At 39.1% G+C, this 24,939-nt stretch carries 25 protein-coding genes and 1 riboswitch; of the genes, 9 read left to right on the top strand and 16 right to left on the bottom strand.

The window, feature by feature from the left end; genetic code table 11:
• Positions 1-30: 30 nt before the first annotated feature.
• Entirely contained in the window at positions 31-405 is a 375-nt protein-coding gene (locus tag HNR31_RS16065; protein ID WP_181557199.1) for a YfhH family protein, read from the bottom strand.
• Between the two features lie 20 nt (positions 406-425).
• Here HNR31_RS16065 and HNR31_RS16060 point away from each other — a divergent pair, with 20 nt between their 5' ends.
• Positions 426-1,094: an SDR family NAD(P)-dependent oxidoreductase gene (locus tag HNR31_RS16060; protein WP_181557198.1), complete on the top strand. Its 669-nt coding sequence runs from the start codon at positions 426-428 to the stop codon at positions 1,092-1,094.
• On the opposite strand, the gene recX is transcribed toward HNR31_RS16060, so the two are convergent.
• Positions 1,095-1,910, bottom strand: a complete 816-nt coding sequence (recX, locus tag HNR31_RS16055) for a recombination regulator RecX (RefSeq protein WP_181557197.1) — start codon at positions 1,908-1,910, stop codon at positions 1,095-1,097. It lies immediately after the preceding gene.
• 100 nt (positions 1,911-2,010) lie between these two features.
• Between recX and HNR31_RS16050 the strand changes: the two genes are divergently transcribed.
• The 5 genes from HNR31_RS16050 to HNR31_RS16030 all read left to right on the top strand — a co-directional run bounded on the left by HNR31_RS16050 (position 2,011) and on the right by HNR31_RS16030 (position 5,441).
• Positions 2,011-2,913: a TIGR01777 family oxidoreductase gene (locus tag HNR31_RS16050; protein ID WP_181557196.1), complete on the top strand. Its 903-nt coding sequence runs from the start codon at positions 2,011-2,013 to the stop codon at positions 2,911-2,913.
• Positions 2,914-2,949: 36 nt separating this feature from the next.
• Positions 2,950-4,077, top strand: a complete 1,128-nt coding sequence (locus tag HNR31_RS16045) for an amidohydrolase (RefSeq protein ID WP_181557195.1) — start codon at positions 2,950-2,952, stop codon at positions 4,075-4,077.
• 252 nt (positions 4,078-4,329) lie between these two features.
• Positions 4,330-4,890 (top strand): GNAT family N-acetyltransferase, encoded by a 561-nt coding sequence (locus tag HNR31_RS16040; protein ID WP_181557194.1) that lies wholly within the window; start codon positions 4,330-4,332, stop codon positions 4,888-4,890.
• Between the two features lie 139 nt (positions 4,891-5,029).
• A complete protein-coding gene (locus HNR31_RS16035; protein ID WP_181557193.1) occupies positions 5,030-5,158 on the top strand; it encodes a YfhE family protein in 129 nt (42 codons plus the stop codon).
• Between the two features lie 91 nt (positions 5,159-5,249).
• Positions 5,250-5,441, top strand: a complete 192-nt coding sequence (locus HNR31_RS16030; protein WP_181557192.1) for a YfhD family protein — start codon at positions 5,250-5,252, stop codon at positions 5,439-5,441.
• 58 nt (positions 5,442-5,499) lie between these two features.
• On the opposite strand, the gene HNR31_RS16025 is transcribed toward HNR31_RS16030, so the two are convergent.
• From HNR31_RS16025 to HNR31_RS16010, 4 genes are all read right to left on the bottom strand, one after another.
• The gene (locus tag HNR31_RS16025; RefSeq protein ID WP_181557191.1) at positions 5,500-5,730 is read right to left on the bottom strand and encodes a hypothetical protein; all 231 of its coding nucleotides are present in this window, start codon (positions 5,728-5,730) and stop codon (positions 5,500-5,502) included.
• Between the two features lie 99 nt (positions 5,731-5,829).
• Entirely contained in the window at positions 5,830-7,506 is a 1,677-nt protein-coding gene (locus HNR31_RS19205; protein ID WP_220129572.1) for a helix-turn-helix transcriptional regulator, read from the bottom strand.
• Positions 7,507-8,445: 939 nt separating this feature from the next.
• On the bottom strand, positions 8,446-8,703 hold the full coding sequence (locus HNR31_RS16015; RefSeq protein WP_181557190.1) for a hypothetical protein: 258 nt from the start codon (positions 8,701-8,703) through the stop codon (positions 8,446-8,448).
• 414 nt (positions 8,704-9,117) lie between these two features.
• Positions 9,118-9,684, bottom strand: coding sequence for a GNAT family N-acetyltransferase (locus HNR31_RS16010; RefSeq protein WP_181557189.1), 567 nt, complete (start codon positions 9,682-9,684; stop codon positions 9,118-9,120).
• A gap of 294 nt (positions 9,685-9,978) precedes the next feature.
• Here HNR31_RS16010 and HNR31_RS18995 point away from each other — a divergent pair, with 294 nt between their 5' ends.
• From HNR31_RS18995 to HNR31_RS15995, 3 genes are all read left to right on the top strand, one after another.
• Complete coding sequence (locus HNR31_RS18995) at positions 9,979-10,242, top strand: metal ABC transporter permease (RefSeq protein WP_306465168.1); 264 nt, start codon at positions 9,979-9,981, stop codon at positions 10,240-10,242.
• A 551-nt stretch (positions 10,243-10,793) separates the two neighbouring features.
• Positions 10,794-10,883: riboswitch (cyclic di-GMP riboswitch) on the top strand.
• Between the two features lie 124 nt (positions 10,884-11,007).
• Positions 11,008-11,496, top strand: a complete 489-nt coding sequence (locus HNR31_RS16000) for a chemotaxis protein CheW (RefSeq protein WP_220129571.1) — start codon at positions 11,008-11,010, stop codon at positions 11,494-11,496.
• Positions 11,496-12,767: a methyl-accepting chemotaxis protein gene (locus HNR31_RS15995; RefSeq protein ID WP_233414548.1), complete on the top strand. Its 1,272-nt coding sequence runs from the start codon at positions 11,496-11,498 to the stop codon at positions 12,765-12,767. The genes HNR31_RS16000 and HNR31_RS15995 overlap by 1 nt, the downstream gene beginning before the upstream one ends.
• Before the next feature lie 179 nt (positions 12,768-12,946).
• Here the strand turns inward: HNR31_RS15995 and HNR31_RS15990 are convergent, their stop codons facing one another.
• The 10 genes from HNR31_RS15990 to HNR31_RS15940 form a co-directional block, all read right to left on the bottom strand.
• On the bottom strand, positions 12,947-13,252 hold the full coding sequence (locus HNR31_RS15990; RefSeq protein WP_181557186.1) for an ArpU family phage packaging/lysis transcriptional regulator: 306 nt from the start codon (positions 13,250-13,252) through the stop codon (positions 12,947-12,949).
• 714 nt (positions 13,253-13,966) lie between these two features.
• Positions 13,967-14,230: a hypothetical protein gene (locus tag HNR31_RS15985; RefSeq protein WP_181557185.1), complete on the bottom strand. Its 264-nt coding sequence runs from the start codon at positions 14,228-14,230 to the stop codon at positions 13,967-13,969.
• 473 nt (positions 14,231-14,703) lie between these two features.
• Complete coding sequence (locus tag HNR31_RS15980; protein ID WP_258561115.1) at positions 14,704-15,138, bottom strand: DUF5946 family protein; 435 nt, start codon at positions 15,136-15,138, stop codon at positions 14,704-14,706.
• 434 nt (positions 15,139-15,572) lie between these two features.
• A complete protein-coding gene (locus tag HNR31_RS15975; protein WP_181557184.1) occupies positions 15,573-15,818 on the bottom strand; it encodes a hypothetical protein in 246 nt (81 codons plus the stop codon).
• A 72-nt stretch (positions 15,819-15,890) separates the two neighbouring features.
• Positions 15,891-16,427, bottom strand: coding sequence for a BA5345 family protein (locus tag HNR31_RS15970; RefSeq protein ID WP_181557183.1), 537 nt, complete (start codon positions 16,425-16,427; stop codon positions 15,891-15,893).
• A 487-nt stretch (positions 16,428-16,914) separates the two neighbouring features.
• The gene (locus HNR31_RS15965; RefSeq protein ID WP_181557182.1) at positions 16,915-17,775 is read right to left on the bottom strand and encodes an oxidoreductase; all 861 of its coding nucleotides are present in this window, start codon (positions 17,773-17,775) and stop codon (positions 16,915-16,917) included.
• Between the two features lie 1,843 nt (positions 17,776-19,618).
• On the bottom strand, positions 19,619-20,998 hold the full coding sequence (rlmD, locus tag HNR31_RS15955) for a 23S rRNA (uracil(1939)-C(5))-methyltransferase RlmD (RefSeq protein ID WP_181557180.1): 1,380 nt from the start codon (positions 20,996-20,998) through the stop codon (positions 19,619-19,621).
• 13 nt (positions 20,999-21,011) lie between these two features.
• Entirely contained in the window at positions 21,012-21,878 is an 867-nt protein-coding gene (locus tag HNR31_RS15950) for a DNA-3-methyladenine glycosylase family protein (RefSeq protein WP_181557179.1), read from the bottom strand.
• 58 nt (positions 21,879-21,936) lie between these two features.
• The gene (gene pdaA, locus HNR31_RS15945) at positions 21,937-22,710 is read right to left on the bottom strand and encodes a delta-lactam-biosynthetic de-N-acetylase (protein WP_373367384.1); all 774 of its coding nucleotides are present in this window, start codon (positions 22,708-22,710) and stop codon (positions 21,937-21,939) included.
• Between the two features lie 412 nt (positions 22,711-23,122).
• Positions 23,123-24,670: a fumarate hydratase gene (locus tag HNR31_RS15940; protein WP_181557177.1), complete on the bottom strand. Its 1,548-nt coding sequence runs from the start codon at positions 24,668-24,670 to the stop codon at positions 23,123-23,125.
• Positions 24,671-24,939 lie beyond the last annotated feature (269 nt).

The following is a 24,939-nucleotide window of genomic DNA, read 5'->3' as shown; positions in this document are numbered from 1 at the left end:
ACCAGAGACGATTTCCGTTCTCTGGTTTCCTTACGGCTTAAGCAAAAGTGAAATCGGCAGTGCCTCTTCTTTCCCTTCCCCGTTTAACCGATATCCCCATGCAAATACACCGTTTAAATAGCGAATTTTAAAAAATGAACCGGGATCGCCGTCAATTTCGTATATATCGCCTAGTTTGAAATCGTCAGGATTTAACAAATATGCCTTCGCCATCGCAATTTTTCGTTCATACACCGCATACTCGTTCACCATGCCCATTTGTTCCGCTTTGCGTGCCTTTTCCGTTAATATTGCAATTTCTTGTTTTAATTCTTGCTCTGTCATTTCACTATAGCGTTTTTGTTCATGCCACTGTTTCACCCTGTATTCCCCCTTGTTTTTATTATATGATAAAAAAGACAACATAACGAAATGGAGATGTGAATATGGAATCTATTGTTATCACAGGAGCCGGTACGGGCTTAGGCAAAGAATTAGCGCTACAATATGCGCAAAACGGATACAGCATCATTCTAACCGCAAGACGAATACAGCCGCTTATTGAGGTGAAACAAGAGATTGAAAGCTTGGGCGGTGAAGCATTCGCGTATCCGCTTGATATTCGTTGTTACGAAGAAGTCTATCGAACAGTCAACTCCATCATTCAAGATCATCATGTCACATGCTTAGTCAATAACGCAGGAATCGGTTATTTTGGACCGTTTTCATCACTCACTCATGAACAAATCAATGAGATGATTCAAACAAACGTAAACGGCACTATTTATATGACAAAAGCATTTTTACCGTATTTTCAAACGCTTCCAAAAGCAAAAGTCATCAACATTATTTCTACAGCCGGTTTACGAGGAAAAATAAACGAATCGGTCTATGTCGCAACAAAATTTGCGATTCGCGGATTCAGCGAAAGCCTTGTGAAAGAGCTCGAACAAACAAATATCTCTGTCACAGCGGTATATATGGGCGGAATGGATACTCCGTTTTGGCAAGGAACGGACCATATCAAAGACCGCTCCCGCCTTCGTTCTGCGCAAGAAGTCGCCAAACAAATCATAGCCTTGGAAAACGGGCAACCCGAAATCATCCTTTCCTAATTACGATTGTTCCTCCTTTAACAGTTGTAAAAACCGTTCAATCATGTCAAGAGGGAAGCCTTTTCGATAAAGCGCTTGTTTCATCTTTTGTTCGTATACATACCCGTCGTACTTTTCGTAACGGCGATGCGCTTTTCTCCCATGATATTCAAGCGCTTCCCACTCCTGTTCATCGTCTTGGCGTTCAATGCACGCCACGATGATATGATCAATCACATTTTGTGAAAATCCTTTGCGATGCAGGAGTTGTCTAACATGCTGCTTCCATTGCTGTGAAGACAGCTTTTTCTGCTGCTTTTTTGCTTTTTCGTATAGCTTTCGCGCCACCTCAAGCTGTTCTTCAAATGTGAATAATTGAAGGCTTTCTTCAACCCATTCTTCCGCAATGCCGAATTTTTCAAGCTCGTTGCGAATCACTACGGGACCTTTCGTCGTTGTTTGTTTTTGTGTACGAACATAGGCGTAAGCAAATTCACGATCGTTGACATAGCGGTTTTCTCGCAGCTTATGTAATACATCGCGAATAACTGCTTCAGCAACGCCCTTTTTCTTTAAATAATCGATAATTTCTTTTTCCGAACGCATTCGATATGAAAGAAAATACAAGGCGGTATGGTACGCTTTTTGTACCTCATCGGCATATACGATTTCTTGTAAATCTAATTCATCAATTTCCATTCCCTTTTTTAATCGAAACTGAATAAGCACATCTTGATCGACACTAAGCGCGACCTCTTCTCCGTTTTCCTTCTCAATGTAAACCATAAAACGCTCTTGATTCTTTTTTTGAACAGCGATTTTTGTAATGATAGCCATTTCGATTACACCTCATTATTTATCGTAACATATAAAAAAAGGAATAACGTATAGACAAAGCGAAACATGTAAAAAAGAGATTAAAAAGCGAGGGTTGTCCATGAACATCGCAATTGCCGGAGGAACAGGATTTGTAGGCAAAGCATTGACACATTATCTCCAAAACAAAGGTCACGACCTTTACATATTAACAAGAACAGTCCGTTCGTCCACAACACGAAACATTCACTATATCGAATGGCTCACGCCAAAAGACCGCCCAGAAACGAAACTTCCTATTCTTGACGCCATCATTAATCTAGCTGGCGAACCAATTAATAGCGGAAGATGGACAAAAAAGCGAAAAGAACGCATTATAAACAGCCGAATATCGGCAACAAGAAGTATCATTGATCTCTTGACCCGCTTACCCAGCCCGCCGAGTGTGTTCATCAACGCCAGTGCCATCGGTATTTACGGAACATCATTACACGATACATTTATCGAAGAAAGCCTTCATATCGGCGATGATTTTCTGGCCCAAACGGTGAAAAAATGGGAAGAGGAAGCGAAAATAGCAGAGTCTTTCGGCATTCGTACCGCTTTCGCCCGATTCGGGATCATTCTTGGTAAAAATGGAGGTGCTTTGCCACGGATCGTCACCCCTTATCGATGGTGGGTGGGCGGCACCATTGGTTCAGGAAAACAGTGGCTATCTTGGATCCATATTACTGACGTTGTGCGCGCTCTTGAATATATTTTAAATAACAGTGATCTTTTTGGCCCGGTGAACATAACCTCTCCTTCCCCAGTACGAATGGAACAATTCGGAAAAATGATCGCACGAATGCTTCATCGCCCACATTGGCTTCCTATACCGCACCCTATTCTTCAGGCCTTACTTGGAGAAATGAGCATGCTTATTCTTGAAGGGCAACAAGTATTGCCAAAAAAACTCAATGAAGCTGGCTTTACTTTTTCTTTTCCTGTTCTTGAAGAGGCTCTCCGGGACATACTACAATAACAACACGATTTTAATTGTATAGCAAGGGAGTTAACCATGAAAAAAATATTATTTAAGCAAGCAACTATTTATCCGATTACCTCAAAACCGATGAAACAAGCTGATTTACTTGTAGAAAATAGGAAAATCAAGCAAATAGGATACAGGCTCCCCGCCGATTCAGAAACCGAAATTATTGATTGCAACAAAATGTACTTATTTCCCGGCTTTATCGATGTTCATACACACCTAGGTTTATATGATGAAGGAACTGGCTGGGCAGGAAATGACGCCAATGAAACGGTTGAGACAATGACTCCGCATATTCGAGCAATAGATAGCGTCTATCCATTTGATCCAGGTTTTCGTGATGCCATTGCTCATGGGATTACGACCGTTCATATTATGCCGGGGAGCGCCAATGTAATTGGCGGTACGACATCAGTCATTAAAACGTATGGGAAAAACATCGCCAAAATGATGATTAAAGAAACAGCCGGATTGAAAATCGCACTCGGTGAAAATCCAAAGCGCATTCATAGCAATGGCAATAAAGAATCGATTACACGCATGGGAATTATGGGTATGTTACGCGAAGCTTTTTATAAAGCCAAATATTGTGACCATCCCGAAGAATTGCGCGTAGCCCCTATTATTCAAGCGTTAAAACGGGAAATTCCGGTCCGCATTCACGCTCATCGCGCTGATGATATTATCTCAGCGGTGCGATTCGCGGAAGAATTCAATTTAGATTTACGGATTGAGCATTGTACGGAAGGCCATTTTGTCGCTGATGAGTTAAAAGGAAAACCATTAAAAGTCTCTGTCGGCCCAACGTTAACAAGACGCTCGAAAGTTGAACTTACCAATAAAAGCTGGACGACATATCGCATTCTCTCTGAGGCAGGAGTTGAAGTATCGATTACAACCGATCATCCGTATACCCCGATTCAATATTTAAACATTTGCGCTTCCATTGCTGTTCGCGAAGGCTTAGATGAGCAAAAAGCGCTGGAAGGAATTACAATTCTCCCCGCTCGCAATTTAGGAGTGGACGACCGCATTGGCAGCCTAGAGGTCGGAAAAGATGCAGACATCGTCTTATGGAATTTCCATCCATTCCATTATCTTGCAAAACCAATTTTAACAATGGTAAATGGAGAAATAATATACAAAAAAAATTAACAAAAAACCTATTTCTTTTTTTCAAATAATCGTGTATGATGAAGAAGATCTTTATACCATACGGAATTTATTCGTTCACAACTGGATATAGACAGTCATAAAAGGGAAGGCAAATGGTGCGCCACCAGCAAGATGATGCTGGTTCTAGTGGGTTCGATTCCCACCCCGAAATTTTTTGATTGAAATATATTAAAAAATTTCGAGGGTGGTTTCCCCACGTGCGAACTGCCCTCGTGATAGGAGGGAAAGAACATGTTGAAAAAACGTGAGCTTCAAGATTGTCATGCGCTCTACGAACTGATGGTGCACCCAGAGGTCTTCCCTTTCGTGCGCCAAAAAGCCCGTTCTTATGAAGAGTTTTTATTTATGACCAAAAAAACAATTGAAGCGGAAGAACGCGGAGAGCTGATTTCACGAACCATTTTAGACGAGTGGGGCAATCCGATCGGTACGATTAGCTTATTTGATATACAAGACGGGGCTGGTTTTTTAGGCACGTGGCTCGGAAAGCCATATCACGGAAAAGGATATAACCAACGCGCAAAAGACGCCTTCTTCAACGAGCTATTTTATGAACGATCCATTCAAACCATTTTTTTGCGCATTCGTAAAGTCAATGTTCGCTCGATAAAAGCGGCGGAAAAATTGCCTTATGTGACATTGGCCAATGAAACAAGAAAAAGCTTATTAGAGCAAATAAATCAAGGTGAAGACATTTACAACTTATATGAGATTTCCAAAGATAACTATACACTTTATATGATGCGATGCCCTTCTACCATTGAAGAAGAACAGAAATGGAAAGAAGCATAAAGATAAGGGACTCTCAATCATAAGCATTGAGTGCTCCCTTTTCTTTTTATTTTTCATAAACAGAATTGGTGCATAAAATGATAATAAATGGTTAATTATATAAACAAACCAATTTTTCATAAAGTGAGGGAGTACGCTCATGGCAGACAAACGAAAACGCGACAAAACAAAAAGCACCCTAACCAGTGCACAAGAGATCACATACGCTCGTGATTTTAAGTTAGCGGACCAAGCAGGCGGCTATACCGCAAAAAAAGCACGTCATTAAACAAACATGCCATGTATACTTTTATGTTTTCAAGCCATCCTAAATGATGAATCGGAATGATTCACACTACCGTGTTTAGGGGGCATTGGTTATGGGCCGATCTCGAGGACAAAAATCTCGTGATAAAAACAAATCATCTCTTCCACAAGTTCCGAAACAATTGAAATCAGATGGTCTAGATGTCGAATATTCTCGTGAGTTGGCGGATCATGAAGATTTAGAAGCAGAAGCTCGCGCAGCAGCTGCAGGAATTCGTCAAAACAAAGCACGCGACAATCAATAAGGATGAAAAAGCAGTCTCCCCATTTGCGGAGGCTGCTTTATGCTTGGCTCTTAATGCTTCAAGAGCTGCTCTCAGCACCTCCGCTTTTTATTTCATCTGTCTGCAAATAGGGGAGTTCCATAACTGTTTGAATGCGCAGCCACTCCGATTTCAAGCGATATTCTTTTGTCTTTTGTACGATTAGCTGATCGATAGCCTGTTCTGGCGAATCGGCATATACCAGACTTCTTCCATCTAACACGGTTCGATCTTCAATTATAGCACTCCACTCGATCCGGTATGCCCTCATCTTTCAATCATTCCTTCCCCGACTAGCTACTACCTTAATTATAATCGGAATCCTTACTTTCTCTTTCCTATATTCCTATCCTCCTCTCCTGCGTTATATTTATTTCCATTCATATTCCCCATAATTCAGTTGATAAACCATTGCAATGACTTGCGAGCGATCAGTAACTCCTAATTTTTGGAAAATATTTGTAATATGGTTTTTAACGGTGTGCACACTAATATACAGTTTCTCAGCAATCTCACGGTTGCTATAACCTTGTACAATATATTTTAATACATCCATCTCCCTTGAAGTTAACAGTTCTGAGAAAAACGACTTTTGAATCGATAGCCCCCGTTCCTCTGGCTGCATTACTCGTTGTAAAATGAAGGTGAGCATCGTTGTTAACAGCGAAAGATACGCCTCTATTTCTTTTAATGGTTTCGTCTGTATAACATGTACAGCCAATACCCCTTGAATATGTTTATGAATGTAAAATGGAAATTCCATCATTATACCAAATCCCGTTTTATAAACATTCGGTGAGGCAGAAGAAAAATCTTGTTGTTGCTGAAAATAACGAGACCAAACCGTATCATAGTAGTGATGAAACTGTCGATAGGAAGAATTAGCTGTATCGGTAATTACCTTTCGCTCATTAGGATGATTGAGAAAAATGGCTGAAAAATCGCTTTGAGCAAATTCAAGAGCTAAATGCGCAGCCATATGTAAAATTTCATCCACATTGTTCATCATGTTCATAACCTTGCACATGTCGTTTAACGACTCAAGGGCAGATAAATAACGTTTTTCGTTCCGATTACATTGATTATATTGATAGGATAAAAACATCTCAAATAATTTCGCAAGTAAATGCCCCGACTCTTTGATTTCTTGACCAAACCGGGCTTTCGCTTTACTTCCAACAAAAATTGCCCCAGAAATGGAATCATTTTGTGTAAGTGGATAGATAAATAACGTTTTTAACTCATTCTCTTTATTCATCCAATCCGCAAATTCAAACTTCGCCGATACATTTTCTAAATAAAGAGGCTCACGTCGTTCTACAAGATATTTCATAATCGGATGATCAGTTGTATATATAGTCCCCAACCATTTTTTGTCACTTTGTTCTGTAGTAATGTCTTCAATAACAAAACGTTTTTCATCGATTCTTTTGGCATAGGCTGCAAAATGAATGTACGGATGAAATTGACAAAAAATACGGAGATATGACGTTATATGTAACGTTTGCTGCTTCTCATAATACCCCACAGCTTCATGTAGAGAACGTAAGCAGTGAAGATAACGCTTATTTCGTTTTTCCCCTTCAACAAGGCGGGCACAAACATGAGACATTTTCTCTAGAACTCTCACTCTAGCTTGTATATCTAATAAAGAGCATTTACTAGCTGACATAATGGAACGGTTCCAGCGTTCTTTATCTCCGGCTCCTCTTCTCGTTTCAAGATGGCTCCCAGTTATGATAAAAGGACCAGCCAAAATAAAACAATAGACCTGTTCTTCAACAATGACAGGAGTAATAATCCCTTTGGCCCCTGGAAACACTAAATCGATTACCGTTGGGCTTGTTAATTGCAAATAATCTTCCCATTGTTCTGCTAGCATCTTCTGCAAATCTTTACTCTCCGAAAACATGATTAATTCACTAAATTCATCTGCATTAGACACCGACGTCAACGACGTATAAGCAGAATCTATCATGATGAGTGGCAACCCGATCAAAGATGCATACGCTTCCTGAACATTCTGTAACAATTCCCTCGCGCTCAATTGTACTCAACTCACCCCATTTTTTATTTTTACAACCATACTTCTGAATATTAGGAATATATGACCATTAGTCATAATAGCACGTTTTACGAACATTTGAAAAGAAAATTACCCACTCTTTCCTTTTTCTCGTTCTTTATGACTAGATAATATATGAATTATTCACTCCATTTATCCTATCAATTTCCTTTTAAAAACAAAAAAGTGACTAAGCAACATCAATTGTTAGCAATCGTCACTTAGCCTTCTAATTCCATTTATTTCATTAATTTCCTCATACACTCAAATTCACAATCCTTCTTATTGGTTCGTTCGTACTAACGACTACACCATCGATTGGTCAACGCTGAAAAAAACACCGATTCAATCATTTCTTCAACGAATCATGGATTAGGCCGAGCAATGACATTGTTTTTCTCATCAGCAAAGAAGACTATATAGATACTGTGCAAACGGCAGGCAGCGCAAATTATTCGAAGAAATCGAAAACGAAACCATGTGCCTATTTTGGCGTACTGGGTTTCACGGAAACTACTCGTTTATTGGATATGCACTCCCGCGTCATCAACTTCCGAGAAAGAGACCATCGATCTGAAGCGATGTCTAAAACGTTCGACCAATCTATGAAATAGTTCAAGATTATCGCAAACAGTTCGTCAAGAAGACTACAATTTTTTTACAGCGTCATCATCTTTTCTGATGCAAAACAGCCATTTACGCTTGCATAATAATTTGCAGGCTATCAAACATGCTTTTCTTCTTCTGCACAGCAATGATGTACTAAAAGGACAAATTAACCAGTTGAAAACAATGAAACGAATGATGTACAGCCTAGTTAGAAAAACAGGTTCTTTACAGTCTTTATTATTTAAAATAATAAAAGTTTCTATGGAAATCTTATGAGATCATTCACCAAAAGACCGCAAGAACTAATTTCTCTCATCGGTTACACCAGTAATTGAAGAAGACACCCCTTTTTGACATAAAAAATGCTATTGTAGCGGAAATAATAGCGACTAAAAGCGTAGGCATAAAATCACTTCCACCGAACACAACTTCTTGCGGTAAACCAGCATTTTTACTCCAAGCATCTGACATATTAGGGGTATACATTAATGTTAAAATCCATCCTGATAAAACTTGGAACATTGAAAATAGAAGTATAGAACTAATCGCAAATAAAATAAACCTTCTCATCAAAAACACCTCCCTTTAATCCCAGTTTTACAATTTAAATGCTAAAAAGTTTCATTTCAAGCCAATTATACCTATATTTACTAATAAATCAACATTAAATTTTAACAAAGCAGATTCTGAAAGATAGCTACTCATCCCATTACTGCCAAGCCAGCCTACAAAAATGCAACAAAAACAGGGCGTTTTCAATACAAAAACCCCCTGTTAAGAATAGTCATCATTTGCTGAGCGATTTTCTAATATCCTTTTTTCCTGTTTCGCAACATCGAGATGATGCTTCCGATCCGACAGAAGACATACATTTTCTTGGCAAAACATCCCTGAGATTTTCTGTTTCACCTTCACCATCCACGAATCTCGCCCGGCTCGGCTGGCTGTCAAATGGGACATCGCGATCCCGACGAAGATATGCATTCATTTATTTTTATACTCATTTTTGAGAATTGAATAAACAGCCATATCACGAAACTTTCCTTTTATAAAATATTTTTCCCGTAATATTCCTTCCAACTTCATCCCTAACTTTTGTAAAACCCTTTGAGAACGAGCATTTTCAACCATACAAGGAGCTTCAATTTTGTTTAGCTCCATTCTATTAAAACCGAATTGAATTACTTTTTTTCCAGCCTCAACATTCAGACCTTTTCCCCAATAATCCTTCGATAGTATAAATCCAATCTCAGCACGATAATGACTTGGAGACCAATCAACAAAATCAATTGTACCAATTACTTTATTATTCTCCTTTAACGCTATTGCCCAAAGAGCTAACTTTCCCACTTCATATTGCTTTAGGATATAGTTTATAAAATTATATGAGTCTTCAACGGAGCGATGCGCCTCCCAAGGTACAAATCTTGATACTTCTGGTTTAGAAGCATAACCAAACATATTCTCTACATCATCTAAAGTAAATTTACGAAGGATAAGTCTCTCTGTTTCAAGTGTTGGTAAATCACTAAAAATATCTCTTATTTTCATTGATCCCACCATCGATCACTATTTTTTACCATTAACATTTCTCGTTCTTTAAAGATTATCCTCCTTCGACTTTACTGCCTATTACTTCAACAAGAAAAGCACCGCTTCCTAACCAATGCAATGCTCCCTGTCGCATGAAAGGAAAACACCCAATGGAGATGCTTCACTTTGGGTTCATGCAACGAGCATTTTGGGCTGATGGATTCATTGCCGTTATAACTCCCGGCGGCAGTCCTTAATGGCTGATACACTATCTCACATTTCCCTAGTGGAGGTGCGCTTGGCTTAATAAATATGGTCACTATTCTTGTCATCATTGTTGGTGCACTTGTCATTGAATATATGAGTAATGCCTATCGAACATATTCAGAAGTGTCTGTTGCGATCCTTATGGCCGCAGGATTATCTCTAGCACTTGTTCTCATGAGTCCGAATCAAACCTATTTAGGTCTATTATTACAATCAGCAAAGAACAACTGCATTATCAGTCTTATATATTGTATCCCACCGTCATATGTACGTATTAACCTTCAACGAGGATACAGCCTTTACAAGTGATCTCTCTAGCATGACAATTGGTATCATTAGGATGTTTCTAGGACTTACATCTTCTTGTAAGCTAGGTACCCCTCGTGGCGCAACCATTAGGCCCTTTGGAAATGCAGTCGCCTCAGCAGAAAACAGTTGTAGTTCTCTTGCAAAAAATACATTAATAAAATCTTAGAAGTGAGATCTTGTTTTCAAGATGTCATTATATTTGCACCAGACCTCATTTTCTGTATGACATCTGTAAAAAGTGAAGAATCTCAAAACAAAAACGAGATCTTATACAGATCTCGTTAGTTTCTTTACATAACCACGTTATTAAAAAGAGCACACACAGCAAAAGCCTCTTGGGCACCAAGAGGCTTTATCTCATCCGTTTTTACGCTAAAGAAACACAGCTTATATCCTGAATATTTTTGTTTAATAGTCCAACAATACTATTTGTTTTGTCAATATATATCAAAAAATAGCTCTATTTAGCTATATCATTTTTACTATAAACTTTGCTAATATCTTATTGCAGTATTATTAGACAAATTTCTACAAATTTATACAAACAATTTAATATTGATCGGCAAACTACTCGAAAGGGTAGGACGCAAAGCTAAAGGGGCTAAATCTACTTTCAATAGACACGCCAGCCAGTTGCCCTTCTTATGAAGAATCATTATGATTTTTTAAGAAGGCTCTTATCATTGTCTAATCAACTGTCCTCTTTAGATGTTAGAGGACAGTTTTTTAGTTTAAGTAATTACAATTTAGAAAGGAGTTGTGATGATGGAGCAGAACATAAAATGTGTCGTTATCAAACTACATAACGAACAATTTGGAATTGATATTCACCAAGTTCGTTCTATTGAGCGATTGCAAAGTATCACAGTCCTTCCTCATACTCCCCCCTATGTCAAAGGGATTATGAATCTGCGTGGAAATGTGATTCCTGTAATCGATTTACGCCAACGCCTTTCAATAGAATCGAATTCGTATACTGATCAAACGAGATTAGTAGTAGTAACAATCAAGGAGATAGATGTAGGGCTTATTGTCGATGCCGCAAATGAAGTAATGGATATCGCCGGAGAACAAATTCAACCTACGCCTACTATTACCCAAAACAAAAAAATCGATTTTTTATATGGAATAGCAAAATTAGAAAATCAAATTTTAATCCTATTAGATGTAGAAAAATTGTTAGGCAATGATGAACTCATTTATTTAGAGCAGCTAAAAGAGCTGAAAGAAAACCTAGGAGTGGAGGATGAATGATGAAGAGCCTTCGATTAAAAATTATTAGTGGATTTTTCGTTGTTATTTTATTGTTTACCATCGTGTCAATTTTAGGTTTAAAAGAACTTAATCAGTTAACTGCGAATGGAACAGAAAACGGACATACCTTTATAGTAACCCTCACTATTATTTCTATTATTCTCAGCTTGGCGATTTCCATTGTCCTTTCCAACATGATTGTAAAACCGCTTTCCCAGGTAGTAGAACGTATGAAAATGGTAGCAGAAGGAGATTTATCAGCAAAACTGCTTGAAACAAAATCAAACGATGAGATTGGTCAATTAACTCAATCAATGAATGAAATGATTTCAAACTTGCGAAATATCGTTGGTGAAGTAAGAAATACAGCGGAACAAGTAGCTGCATCTTCAGAGGAATTAACAGCAAGCGCAGATCAGACAACAGCAGCAACGGAACAAGTCTCTTCTGCGATTCAGCAAGTGGCAAGCGGAGCTGAAACGCAAACGAATCAAATTGAGCGAAATGTTACTTCGTTAGAAGAAATTGCACAAGGAATTATCCGGGTTGCCGATAGTTCTAATCAGGTTACAGAGCTCGCAAAACAAACTACTCAACAAGCTGAAGATGGCGGAAATTCTGTTGTACGTACAGTTGAGCAAATGAATTCAATCTACACAGCGGTTATCGAATCTGACAAAATAGTTAAGTCTTTATATGAACGTTCAAAAGAGATTAGCAAAATTCTTGATGTGATTAGTGGAATTGCCGATCAAACAAACCTTCTTGCTTTAAATGCAGCAATTGAAGCAGCAAGAGCGGGAGAACACGGAAAAGGCTTTGCAGTCGTAGCTGATGAAGTACGAAAACTTGCTGAACAATCGCAAACATCAGCAAAACAAATAGCCGACTTAATTACAAAAATCCAATATGACACAGAAAACTCTGTAAAATCTATGTCGGAAGTTTCGAAAAACGTAGAAAGTGGTCTTGAAACATCAAAAGAAACAGCTGAGAAGTTTGCACAAATCGTTCAAAATATGAAAGATATTGCGCCACAAATAGAAGAAATTTCTGCAACCGCTCAACAAATTTCTGCAGGAGTACAAGAAGTAACATCGACAGCGCATGAGCTTACGGCGATTGCAAGAGAAAATGCAGCTACATCTGAAGAAGTTGCTGCTTCTACAGAAGAGCAGCTGGCCTCGATGGAGGAAATTACTTCTTCAGCAAAAATGCTTGCAACGATGGCAGAAGAATTGCGAGAAGTGGTTCATAAATTTAACCTATAAAATGGGGATGCATCCCCATTTTATAGAACAATAAACATTCAGAATCCATAAACCCAGAAGGCGATCGTGAAATAATACTAAGACTATTAAAGAAATCATGACCAACATTTATCTATGAATGTATTTTAACCGATATATCGCTTATCTAATGAAGAAATGCTTCTAAGGACGTGTATCGTTTAATGATTTATTCCCCTCTCGATTGCATTGAGTTTATTGACCTCACTGCATATTCTCTCCATGTGCTCATCACGTTCTCGTTCGAAGTCTGCTTTTTTGATTGCCGCGTTTTCTGTAGATGAATAAAAAGCATTCGTGTCGCTTGGCAGCACGAGAGAGTACGTTTGTGCCACGCGTGACAGGAATTCGCCCGGAATCGTCAGCATATACATGCGATATTTTTCAAACGCTGTCTCGATTGCTTCGTTTGTTTTTTCTCCGTTCGTATCGCGTAAAAACGACAATTGAGAAAATCGTTTCCCCACTCCCCCCTTGTTGTTATCATGTAGTTAGAAGGCCATTGCATATGCCGAAAGAAGTCCTGGCTTTTTTTATTTTTTGTATCAAGCACTTCAATAGTGGAAATAAATCTTAATGGAACAAGGTCAATCCACCCGCTTGAATAATCTGGTACTTGTACACCCTATAATGACCTTGTTCCTTTTTAAGCCTATAACCTCGGCTCCTCCGCATCCAAGGAAACTCAACTGTCATTTTGTTTCCTATTACAACCCTAGGTTTTTCATATCTCCATATAAGAAACTCATCTCAATGTCTTTTCCTTCTTTGATCTCTAGCTTTACAACTATCTTCCTTGTTAATTCCTCTTCTGAACTTTTTGTTTCCATATTAAATGCTAATCCCTCTAAACTTCTTATTTGATATATTGTTATTGATTTGACTTACTATCCTGGAAAATAGATTTGGTAAAAAAGGGATTGCTATGACTCCGAGGAGGTAAACGAAAAGTTACAATCTCATCTCCCCCCATAACCTTCCATTCTTTTGGAAGCTGTATAAATGGCTCAACTACCATCTTTTTCAGGAATTTTTAACACTGCTACATCATATTCATCACTACAAACCATAGCAATAGGTATAGTAATAATCCCAGCATGAAATTTATCCTCTCTTTTTGTTAAACAGCATAGAAAAATTAGGAGATAGATTAATAAAATCCTCAACTATATAAAATTGATTTAACTTTTCAACTTCATAACAAGTATAAAATCTCCAAATAATAAACAGATTCCTATTAAAGTTAAAATGATTCTATAAACCCAATATGGTAAGAGAAGTCTTAGTGCATTTAGAAGAAAAAGGCCTCCGGTTTGGTCACCTGAACCAAAATTTTGTTCAACAAACTTTGAATGAAAACTTTTATTGTACTTTAATGCTAAGAATAGGGAAGTTAACCCCATAATCCCCAAGAAAATAATCACTCCTAAATCATTGCTAGACATGATGTCAACCCCTCGCTTTTCCATCATATTACACATTTTTATACGCATTTTTTGGAAAAATGGTTTCAGATATAACAAAATTTTCATTCATGCATATTTACTTATTGGAACTTACACATACTATTTTTTATTGCAAACTCCCGTCAAGTCCACATGTATTCCTGAAGAATCAACACATACACCACTGCCAAACCTCAAAAATTAAGATGCTGTTCTAATCTTTTTCTCAACTGCAAACGCAGCCACCGCCGGTTTAACTTTTTATAGAGATTTGATAATTTTACAGGTACCCCGCTTTCCTCCTTTTAACGTCACAGCATATTTACCCACTATTTTAAGAGGAGGATGCTTTATAAAGCAGTACTTATGACACTGTATCGTCCTAATGCAAAACAAAAAGGTCAACATCTTTTCAATGTTGACCTGTTCTTCAACTAGCTCGTTAGTTCTATAAGAGTATTTTTTAGATCAATCTATTTTAACAAAGATTGTGAAATATTCTTTACCCAGTTGTGTTGATGTTCCCAACACTGCCACACATCATATATCCATTCTCTAAGCATAGCATCTCGATTTTTCCCTGGTTGCTCTTTCAAAACGTCATTAACAGTTAGTGAATAGGGCTTGCTGGGGAGTTGTAACGACGGCCAGTTATATTTTCGTCGACTAAGCAGCATATGCACTCGCTGCACTTGTTTTCCAGTGTAACCAAGCTCAACCGCATAATATAATCCAATTAATGAAAAAGCAATTGTGATATTTTTCATACCACCGCCTGCGTGCTGTGCACTGTATGCATCGATAGCGTGCTGATGCACAAAATCGATGTCTTGTTTACTCATCGTATACAGGCTAAGTTCACTGTATTTTTGGTAACATTCTCCCGTCGCATTAAAACGATACGGCAATTCTATTCATTGATCGGGTAGCATTAGCCCGCAACCAGGGCATTTGATAATCTGTTCATTCATTTTCTTCACCCTTTTCATTACTTTCACCTTAACTGCCACTGTTTTTACCTATAATAACATACTCTTATGCTGAACTCCCTTCTTCATCTAACCTGTCATTTAGTTGAACAAGCATTACTTCACGATTCCTATTGTGTACTTAAATCTTGTCGTCCATTTTCTCTCAAGTAAGCGCCAATCCTCTCTTTCAAGTCCGGCCGTCTGCTAATCACAAGTCATAAGTATATGCTCCGTCTAGAAATACGTTGTACTAAATATGCCGCTTGTCCAAAATCTACAGCCCTCTTACATACCTCCTGATCGCAAGTCGTCTCATGCTTGCTGCATCAGTGTTATTCGTTCTTTTAATTGTTGCAATTCCTCTTCTGGTGTTAATGGCCGATCAACATATTCATATGCACGTTGCTCAATGATAAGCGTAACGACCAATCTATCTTAACAGAAACAATATCAACATCTGCTGACGTGATTCGCTTCTTCTTAAGACCGGTTCTGGCATCAACACTGCTTCCTGTACGTGCTGCTATGGTAAAACTCACGCGCTTTCTTATCACAAATACGTTCATCGTAATATCGATGTCGCTCTGCCTTATCTTGTTGTTCTTTGTGCTATGCATAATACCTTCCTCAGTCGGATTGGAACAAAGTTTAGGCTTGCTCGGCCCTCCGAGAAAAAAGCAAAAGCGCCATTAATGGCGCTCGATAGTTCTTTTTATAAAAAATTTTAAGTTTGCTTCGAAATATTTTTGATTAACGTGGACAATTATTACGAATAAAAAATTAATGGCTGAAATAATTAAGCCAGCTAATGTATTTGAATACAAATATAGTATAGCTACAACCGTTAACATAGATAACCCATTGCTATACTTTAGTGCTCTTAATTCATGCACCCGTGATAATAAATGACGATACCTTTCTCTAATTTTTTCTCCGTTGTCAGCACCAATAATTTTACTGTCTAAGTCATACTCTTCCTTAAAATACTTGTCCCATTTATGACTTATAACAAAACCAAAAAGCATACTTATTTGATGGATAAGATAACCAACTGGAACTCCAATCCCTGCAAGAATCGCACTTAAACTCAGGATTGTTAAACCATATTTAGTTTTTAGACTGACTAATAATTCTGGTGTACTAAAGATGAAATAAGAAATTAGGCTAATAATATAGATCCATCCCGGAATACCCCATCTAATAATGTACTTTGTCTCAACATTCATATATCATCACCAATTTTAATATTCAACAAAAGGAGATATTTTCCTTCATTATACAAATAAAAAAACACCCCGAAGGATGATTTATTAGGTAAATATTTTTTGAACTAACTCCATTACTGCATTGGCAAATCCTTGTATTGCAATCTGCTGTTAATTAATTCACTTTATCCATTACTTTTCTCCACCTACTTTCCGCTTCTTTTTTCGTTTTAGAAACAGCAACATCGATTGATTCTTTTAGTGATTCCGCAATCTCAACACTTCTCACAAGCAATGGTATGGCATCATTTAAACGAGAAATATTACATTCTATGTTTTTAATGTTTAGCTCTGTTATCGTTTGTTGATTTTTGACAAAAAGAAAAACCGCCTATAATAAGAGCGGTTAATTGAACTATCGAACCCCATTAGTGAAGTAACAAAAAATATTGTCGGACTGTAATTTTGCTGAACCGTAAACTCCGGCTCTTCACTCTATCTTTTTCCATCATGATCCCTTCCAAAAACGTTTTGTCACTATCCGCTCCCACCACTTCCACGGCAGTACATTTTTCAAGACAATTCCTAACTTCACGCCTTTGCCAACCGGATACCGCAATTTCGGATAGGGAGACTTTGCTACTTGCACAATTTGTTGGATCACTTCATCCGGAGCAGGTGCCGTGTCAGCAACTTGGTTGACATATTTCAAAATTTCCTTCATCTCTTTAACATAAGGAGAATTCGGATTGATCGTTACCGCTCCCATCCCCTTTGACCAGATATCCGTTTTATAGGATCCCGGTTCAATCAAAACTACATGAACGCCGTACGGTAGCATCTCCATACGCAAAGACTCGCTGAATCCTTCCACCGCAAACTTGGATGCCACATAAGGTCCCATAGAGGGGAATCCGATCCGTCCGCTAATACTGCTTATATTCACAATCTTGCCGCTTCTGCGTTTCCTCATCGACGGCAAAACAGCTTTCGTCACTGCCACCAAACCGAAAAAATTGGTTTCAAATTGCCGCCGCCATTCTTCAACAGCAAGTTCCTCCGTGAAGCCGCCCGCTGCATACCCCGCATTGTTCACCAACAGATCAATTCGTCCGTAACGGTGAATCACATCCTGAATCACAGCTTCCGCGGCGGAAAAATCGGTCACATCCAATTGGATTATCTCAATCCGATCTGTTACACCCGCTTCTTTAGCCGCTGCTTCCAGCCGTCCTTTGTTATCCAAGTCTCTCATTGAAGCCAGCACGCGATAGCCTTCGCTGGCAAGTGCCACACTTGTCAGCAAACCAAAGCCGCTTGAAGCTCCTGTAACAAATGCAACAGGTTGTTTGTCGAAAGTCTGATTCACAAGATTCCCTCCAACTTCTCTTGATGATAGCATTGGGATCTTTACAAGAATAATGTAGTTTATTAGTTCAATAAAAATAACGAAAATCAACATTAACGTTTAACAAAGCCTAATGTTTCTAAAACTTATTAGTAACTACGAGCAGTGATCAACATTGACTGGCTAAGCTGTGACATGTCTGATTCGGTATATTTTCTAATATAAAATATCTAATTTCAGCTTATCCTTTATATTACTAAAATCCCTCTTTTTTATTTTGTTTTATAGGTTTATTAATTTTCTACTTATGAATTTCTCATCCATAAAATCATCCCCTTCTATTTCTATCATAAAAGTGAACATCCCCCAAGGAAGAAAGAGAGCATATGTGACATGGACACGGGAAAAACTCAATCGATTTTTTATTACATTTGGCTAAATTAGAAAATGTCATATACTATATGCTCTTTCTCACTGCGGCTTATACCGTGATGCGTCGAGGCGAGGTTTTATGGCTTAAATGGCAAGACATCGATTTTGCCAACTCGCGAACTCATATTCGGCGAAACTTAATTTACTCCGAAGGTGGATTTCGATTTGAGGATTTTAAAACAGGGGCTTCCCAGCGCGTCATTAACCACATAATCGGCTTTCTCCTAAAAGAACTGAAACGATACAAAGAAAAACAGGCGGAAATAAAATCGATTGTTGGAAATCACTATGATGATGTTACTTTTCTTTTCAGAATAAAAAGCAGTCACTTCTATATTTCCATTTTTCTATATCTAAAATTGCATTTTTCATTAGGATTAACAGTGCTTGCCTAAATTGTTGTAGCTTCTTTTTTACTGTTAATGGTCATTTTCTTTCGCCAGCTATGAATTTCTCATATGCATATTGAAAGGATGTTGCACCAAGTTGACATATATCAGGGCTTTTGGAATTTCACTATAAAAATTTTTTCATAATTTATTAAAAAGATGTTCTAGGAGGTGACATTTTGTACAGAAAAACAAGGAGAAAGAATTCGCCGGGTTTTTGTATTTTTCCGGGATATAGATGGTGCGGACCAGGATGTAGCGGACCAGGTGCACCGATTAACGATGTAGATGCTTGCTGCATGAGACACGACCTTTGTCTAAAACGAGGAATACCATCTTGTCCGTGCGATTACGAATTTATGGATTGTCTCCGCTCTAAAATGAATCCGCATACCCAGAAAGGCAGACATGCCGCTCTTATGTATCGATTTATGCGATTAAAAACACTCGGATGCGGGGGATATCCTAGATTTAGAAAATAGCTTGGACTACTGCCGGTTCTATACAGAAGATGGGAGTAGTTGCATTATTATGTTCAATCAAAAAAATTCCCAAAAAGAATTTGCAATAGAGAGTGATGTCTTAGTAAGTCATGAGGCAACAATCGGTAGAACAGCTATAGTTGGAAGTTTAGAAACAGAATATATCGCGCTAACTCTCCAAGCAACTTACTTCTGATTTGGCTAAAGATGAAGCTCTCGCTCTTTAAGTTGATGTTGTTATGACGCACGTCAATGACCAAACTGTTAATATACAAGCAAACATCACATACGGAGATAACAAAGCAAGCGGTTTAGGCAGATTCAGCCACTCCTTGATCGCAAAAAAAAATTCATAATCACAAAATAGGTATCTACTCAAACTAAATATCGTGAATTTCCATAGTTTTTTCGATTTATAATAAATTTTTTCGATCGGGGGTATTTCCCAATTGTTGATATGGTGAGAATTTAAACTAGATCCGACCCGGATTTCGGAAATTGATTTTTGGCCGTCCGAGTCGGAGTGTTTATTTTAGCTGAGAAAAGCAGTTTATTTTTTGGTTACAATATGAGCTGTAATTTCGCCACACACTCCACATGGGCGGTATGTGGAAACATGTCGACAGGCTGGATGTAGTCGATAGTGTATCGCTCCAATAACGTGTCAACGTCTCGTGCTAGGCTTGATGGATTGCAGGAGACGTAAACGACGGTTTTGGGCTTTACTTGAAGAATGGTTTTTAATAATTGTTCGTCACATCCGGTTCTTGGTGGGTCGACGACGATAACATCCGGCTTCCACCCAGCTTTGATCCATTGAGGAAGCAGCACTTCCGCCTTTCCCGTCACATACATCGTATTTGTCAACCCGTGTCTTTCCGCATTTTTCTTCGCATCTTCAATTGCTTCCGGAATCGTATCCATTCCGCGAATTTCCCCCGCTTCTTTCGCAAGCCAAAGCCCGATCGTCCCGACTCCACAGTATGCATCGACGACCTTTTCGTTCCCCGTCAATGCTGCGGCTCGTTTCACTTCATCATACAATTTCACCGTTTGAATCGGATTTAATTGAAAAAATGCTCGCGCTGACAGCTCAAACGATAAATCTCCTAGCACTTCTTGAATGTATTCTTCCCCTTCTAGCAACAATGTTTCTTTGCCGAAAATGAGAGATGTTTTCTCTCCATTAATATTTTGCACAATCGATTTGACTTCCGGAAGTCGGCGCTTTATTTCTGCGATGAATAGCTCTCTGCGCGGCATTTCTCTTTTCGTTGTGATCAGTACAAGCTGCACATCTCCCGTATGAAAGCCGACTCTTGCGACAATCGTCCGCACAAGTCCGGTTCGTGTCCTCTCATCGTAAATCGGAATGCGCAAGTCTTGTAAAATCGTTTTGACGATATTGGTGACGCGATTCGTTGCCTGATGTTGAATAAAACATTCCGATATATCAATTAATTGATGAGAATTAAGCCCATAAAGGCCGGCAATGACGTTTTCTTTTCTCTTTCCGACTTGAAACTGGCTTTTATTGCGATAATACCAAGGGTTGTCCATGCCGATCGTCGGTTGAATCCGCAGCGTTTCAATAGGAAGACGGCAATGGCGCTCAAACGCTTGAATAACGATATCACGTTTTTCACGAAGCTGGGATTCGTAATCCAAATGTTGAAGTTGACAGCCACCACATTGTTCATAAACGGGACAACGCGGTGTAACGCGATACGGCGAGCGTTTCCGGATTTTTTTGATTTTCGCTTCTGCGTATTTTCGATGAATGTTCGTTGCTTCCACGACTACTTCTTCTCCCGGAAGCGCCCCCGGCACAAAAACCACTTGCTTTTTAAAATAACCGACACCTTCCCCGTTAATGCCGAGGCGCTTAATCGTCAGCGGAAACTGTTGTCCTTTCTTGATGTGAATTGTCGCTTTGTCCATATCTCCAACTCCTCTATTCAATACTTCTCCACAAATACAGAGAAGCATAACTTAAATATGGCTCCCATTTTTTACTTATCGCTTCCATCTGTTCCGTAGATGGTTTCTCATTAAGATGTAAAAGCTGTTGCAATGCTCTCTGCAAACCAATATCTGCTTTTGGAAACAAATTCGGTCTTCCGAGCCCGAATAAAAGAAAGTTTTGCACTGTCCACGGACCGATGCCGCGAATCTGCAGTAGTGTTTTCGTTATTTCCTCATCGCTCGCCTTCGCCAACTCGTCTAACTTGATTTTTCCTGCTGCAATGAGTTTGGATGTATCAATGATATATTCGGCTTTTCGCCCGCTGAATTGCAGTTTTTTGAGCTCATCATAGTTGAGTGCGGCAATGTCTTCGGGACGTGGATAAAACCATATACCGTCAATTTCTCTTCCAAATGTTTTCACAAATCGTTCGGTAAGCCGATACGCAAATTTTAAGTTCAGCTGCTGATGAATAAGACATTTCATTAGGCAAAAATAAAGATCAAATTCCAATATAAGCGGCGTTCCTTCATGCTTGATAAAAAGCGGTTTTAATTCTGTTTTTAAGAAATGAGCGTGAATCGGCGTAAGCGGTGTGTCCCATTGAAAAATATGCGAAATGCGCGTTAGAATTTCTTCCTTTAAAGGAGAATGTGCCGCCGTCACAAGAAAGCACGGAGAATCCTTTGTTCCGATACTTTGTACAGAAACCGCAACAGGAATATCTCGAATATAAAGAGGAACGGTAATTTGCTGCTGCTCTACATCAACATGCGATAGCGGATCAAGCGCTAAGCGTTCTAATGCGCGAGAAAAATTATATGGAGCAGCTACTTCGATTCGTTCTTGCCACATCAATCTTCATCCTTTTTTCCTTTATTATAAGCCAAACAAAACCCTTTGAACAAAACATTCAAAGGGTAAATAGCCACGGATGAAGCATCATTTTTTCCATCATTAAATCATCGAGGCTTTTAAATGTATAACCTTGTTTGCGCAAATCGTCAATCACTTTCGCTAAGGCATCGGCATTGTCTTTTGAAACGGTATGAAGCAATAAAATCGCTCCTGGATGGATTTGTTTCACAATATTATCGTAAGCATATTGCCATCCTTTTTGCTTATCGATATGCCAATCGACGAATGCAAGCGACCAAAATACGTGGTAATATCCAAGATCCCGAGCAATCGCCATCGTTCGCTCGCTAAAAATGCCCCGCGGTGGACGGAGGTACATCATCCCCTTTTGTCCTGTTAGCTCTTCTGTTTTTTTACGAACAGATTCTAATTCTTTTCGCAGCTTTTCGTCACTGACTTGTGTTAAATCGGGATGATGCCACGAGTGATTACCGACAATATGACCTTCTTTTACCATTCGTTTCACTAAATCCGGCGCGGTTTCTAAATAATGCCCTGTGACAAAAAACGTCGCTGGCACGTGCTTGGCTTTTAACACGTCTAAAATTTTCGCCGTATACCCGTTTTCATAGCCGTTATCAAATGTTAAATAAATTTCTTTTTTATTCGGATTTCCTAAATAAAACGCGTCATATTTCGCCAGTAAATCATCAAGTTCTTTGCCGGCGGAAGGAGGTTTATGACTCTCGCTTCTCTTAAACCCCCAGTGAATCGCTTTGTTGGACATTGCGTTTGCTTGATAAGGCAGGATGATACATATGGTCATCATACATAATGATACAACAACAATCCATTTCTTCATTGTTCTCCCCCTTAAACATGTTGCTAAAAATAGGTTTTTCTTTTATTGGCAGTTTAATCAATCCATTTTTTTACATAAAAAAAGACAAATACCCTAATTTCATTTAAAAACTGCCCGTGTCCGGTGAGCAAACAGCGAAATGTCATCATCCTGGCTCACGCGATGAGCCAATTTTCTTTCCACGTAAAAAGTGCTTGCACTTCAAAGAAGACTGATTTGACCGCAAAAACTCTTAAGCGTCATTATTTGCGCAAACTTTGCACCGATGTTGATTCAAGAAGTAAACTGATTGGTTGCTGGAGCCGGAGGTTCAAATTTTATATTTTCTTATCCTTCAAAAAACCGCTAGCAGATAAGCGCTAGCGGTTTTCGCGATTAATTATTTAAATACCGGCTCTTTGAATTGTGCCAGCTTCTCTAATGATGACTTTTCCACATCTTCATGCAGGCTGTTGCCATGTGAATCCATTGTCACGACAGCGGTAAAGTTTTCTACTTTTAAATGCCACATCGCTTCCGGAATGCCGAATTCTAATAAATCAACTCCTTCCACGGATTTAATACAGTCGGCATAATATTGCGCCGCACCGCCGATGGCATTCAAATATACGCCGCCATGTTCTTTTAACGCTGCAAGCGTTTTGGCACCCATTCCACCTTTCCCAATGACAGCACGGACACCGAATTTTTTCATAATTTCACCTTGATAAGGTTCCTCGCGAATGCTTGTCGTTGGACCTGCCGCTTTGACCTGCCAGTTACCGCTTTCATCTTTTAACATGACCGGCCCACAGTGGTAAATAATTTGTCCATTTAAATCGACAGGAGCGTCATGATCCATCAAATATTTATGAATGGCATCGCGGCCTGTATAGATCATTCCGTTAATGCGAACAACGTCGCCGACTTTGAGATTCCGTACTTGTTCTTCTGTAAGCGGCGCTTCCAACACAATTTCACGTTTATCGCCAAGCTGTGCTGCTGCGGGTTGTTCTGCCTTTTCCAGCTCCCTAGCAAAATCGACATCTTCTCCTTCTTGATAGAACCATTCTTGAATCTCGCCTGTCTCCGGATCGATTTTCACACCAAGACGGCGGAATGCCCAACAGTTATATGCAACGGAGACGAAGAAGCTAGCCGGGATACGATGCATAACACCGATTTTACAGCCAAGCAATGTCGTTTCCCCGCCAAATCCCATCGTTCCAATACCAAGCTTGTTTGCATTTTCCATAATGTATTCTTCGAGCTGACGAAGTTGCTCGTTAGGATTGACATCATCAACCGAACGGAATAACTGCTCTTTCGCTAATTCATAACCGGAAGATCGGTCTCCGCCAATACCGACCCCGATAAATCCGGCACTACAGCCTTGACCTTGAGCTTGATACACCGCATGTAAAATGCATTTGCGAATGCCGTCTAAGTCGCGGCCGGCTCGTCCCAGTCCTTCCAACTCACAAGGCAAGCTATATTGAATGTTTTTATTTTCACAGCCGCCGCCTTTCAAAATTAAACGGACATCAATATAGTCTTTTTCCCATTGTTCAAATTTGATGACAGGCACGCCGACGCCAAGGTTGTCACCGCTATTTTCTCCTGTTAATGAATCAACAGAGTTCGGACGAAGTTTGCCGTCTTTTGTTGCTTGAGCAATTGCAGCGTGGATCGCCTCTTTCATCTTAATTTGGTTGACGCCGACCGGCACTTTAATTTTAAACGTCGGAAGACCTGTATCTTGACAAATCGGCGATACGTTTTCATCCGCCATTTTGATGTTGCCAGCAATCGTTGTTAACGCCATTTCTGCACGTGTACCGGCATTTTCTCTTGCTTTGGCACGTGCAATCGCCCGGCGCACATCTTTTGGCAATTTCGTTGACGTTTCTACAATAAGTTGATACATGCTTTGTTGAAACTTTTCCACACTAAACGCCCCTTCCCCTTTGGTCGTCTTATGTATTAATATTTAGAATAATTTTCTTATTTATTATACTCTTTTTTCGTGACTAAAGAAAACGGATTGCGCTGGAAAAAATAAAAATCTGTTTGTTGCTATTTTTTCTTTGCGTGTTTGCACATATTCCGAGATTCAAGTCCATAGTTTAGTGGTAGGTTGTGATAACGATCGCTGCTTAAAAAATTGACAACCATCTATATCGTTTTTCATAATTAACGTTGGTCAAGGAATTTACA

Origin of the sequence: Thermaerobacillus caldiproteolyticus (assembly GCF_013761245.1) — a bacterium.
Lineage (GTDB): Bacteria > Bacillota > Bacilli > Bacillales > Anoxybacillaceae > Thermaerobacillus > Thermaerobacillus caldiproteolyticus.
This window is presented reverse-complemented; position numbering and strand designations above follow the sequence as displayed.

Coding starts and splice junctions, on each gene's coding strand:
- HNR31_RS16065 (WP_181557199.1), bottom strand. CDS start 405: ATGTTGTCTTTTTTATCATATAATAAAAACAAGGGGGAATACAGGGTG.
- HNR31_RS16060 (WP_181557198.1), top strand. CDS start 426: ATGGAATCTATTGTTATCACAGGAGCCGGTACGGGCTTAGGCAAAGAA.
- recX (WP_181557197.1), bottom strand. CDS start 1,910: ATGGCTATCATTACAAAAATCGCTGTTCAAAAAAAGAATCAAGAGCGT.
- HNR31_RS16050 (WP_181557196.1), top strand. CDS start 2,011: ATGAACATCGCAATTGCCGGAGGAACAGGATTTGTAGGCAAAGCATTG.
- HNR31_RS16045 (WP_181557195.1), top strand. CDS start 2,950: ATGAAAAAAATATTATTTAAGCAAGCAACTATTTATCCGATTACCTCA.
- HNR31_RS16040 (WP_181557194.1), top strand. CDS start 4,330: ATGTTGAAAAAACGTGAGCTTCAAGATTGTCATGCGCTCTACGAACTG.
- HNR31_RS16035 (WP_181557193.1), top strand. CDS start 5,030: ATGGCAGACAAACGAAAACGCGACAAAACAAAAAGCACCCTAACCAGT.
- HNR31_RS16030 (WP_181557192.1), top strand. CDS start 5,250: ATGGGCCGATCTCGAGGACAAAAATCTCGTGATAAAAACAAATCATCT.
- HNR31_RS16025 (WP_181557191.1), bottom strand. CDS start 5,730: ATGAGGGCATACCGGATCGAGTGGAGTGCTATAATTGAAGATCGAACC.
- HNR31_RS16015 (WP_181557190.1), bottom strand. CDS start 8,703: ATGAGAAGGTTTATTTTATTTGCGATTAGTTCTATACTTCTATTTTCA.
- HNR31_RS16010 (WP_181557189.1), bottom strand. CDS start 9,684: ATGAAAATAAGAGATATTTTTAGTGATTTACCAACACTTGAAACAGAG.
- HNR31_RS18995 (WP_306465168.1), top strand. CDS start 9,979: ATGGTCACTATTCTTGTCATCATTGTTGGTGCACTTGTCATTGAATAT.
- HNR31_RS16000 (WP_220129571.1), top strand. CDS start 11,008: ATGGAGCAGAACATAAAATGTGTCGTTATCAAACTACATAACGAACAA.
- HNR31_RS15995 (WP_233414548.1), top strand. CDS start 11,496: ATGAAGAGCCTTCGATTAAAAATTATTAGTGGATTTTTCGTTGTTATT.
- HNR31_RS15985 (WP_181557185.1), bottom strand. CDS start 14,230: ATGTCTAGCAATGATTTAGGAGTGATTATTTTCTTGGGGATTATGGGG.
- HNR31_RS15975 (WP_181557184.1), bottom strand. CDS start 15,818: ATGCATAGCACAAAGAACAACAAGATAAGGCAGAGCGACATCGATATT.
- HNR31_RS15970 (WP_181557183.1), bottom strand. CDS start 16,427: ATGAATGTTGAGACAAAGTACATTATTAGATGGGGTATTCCGGGATGG.
- rlmD (WP_181557180.1), bottom strand. CDS start 20,998: ATGGACAAAGCGACAATTCACATCAAGAAAGGACAACAGTTTCCGCTG.
- HNR31_RS15950 (WP_181557179.1), bottom strand. CDS start 21,878: ATGTGGCAAGAACGAATCGAAGTAGCTGCTCCATATAATTTTTCTCGC.
- pdaA (WP_373367384.1), bottom strand. CDS start 22,710: ATGATGACCATATGTATCATCCTGCCTTATCAAGCAAACGCAATGTCC.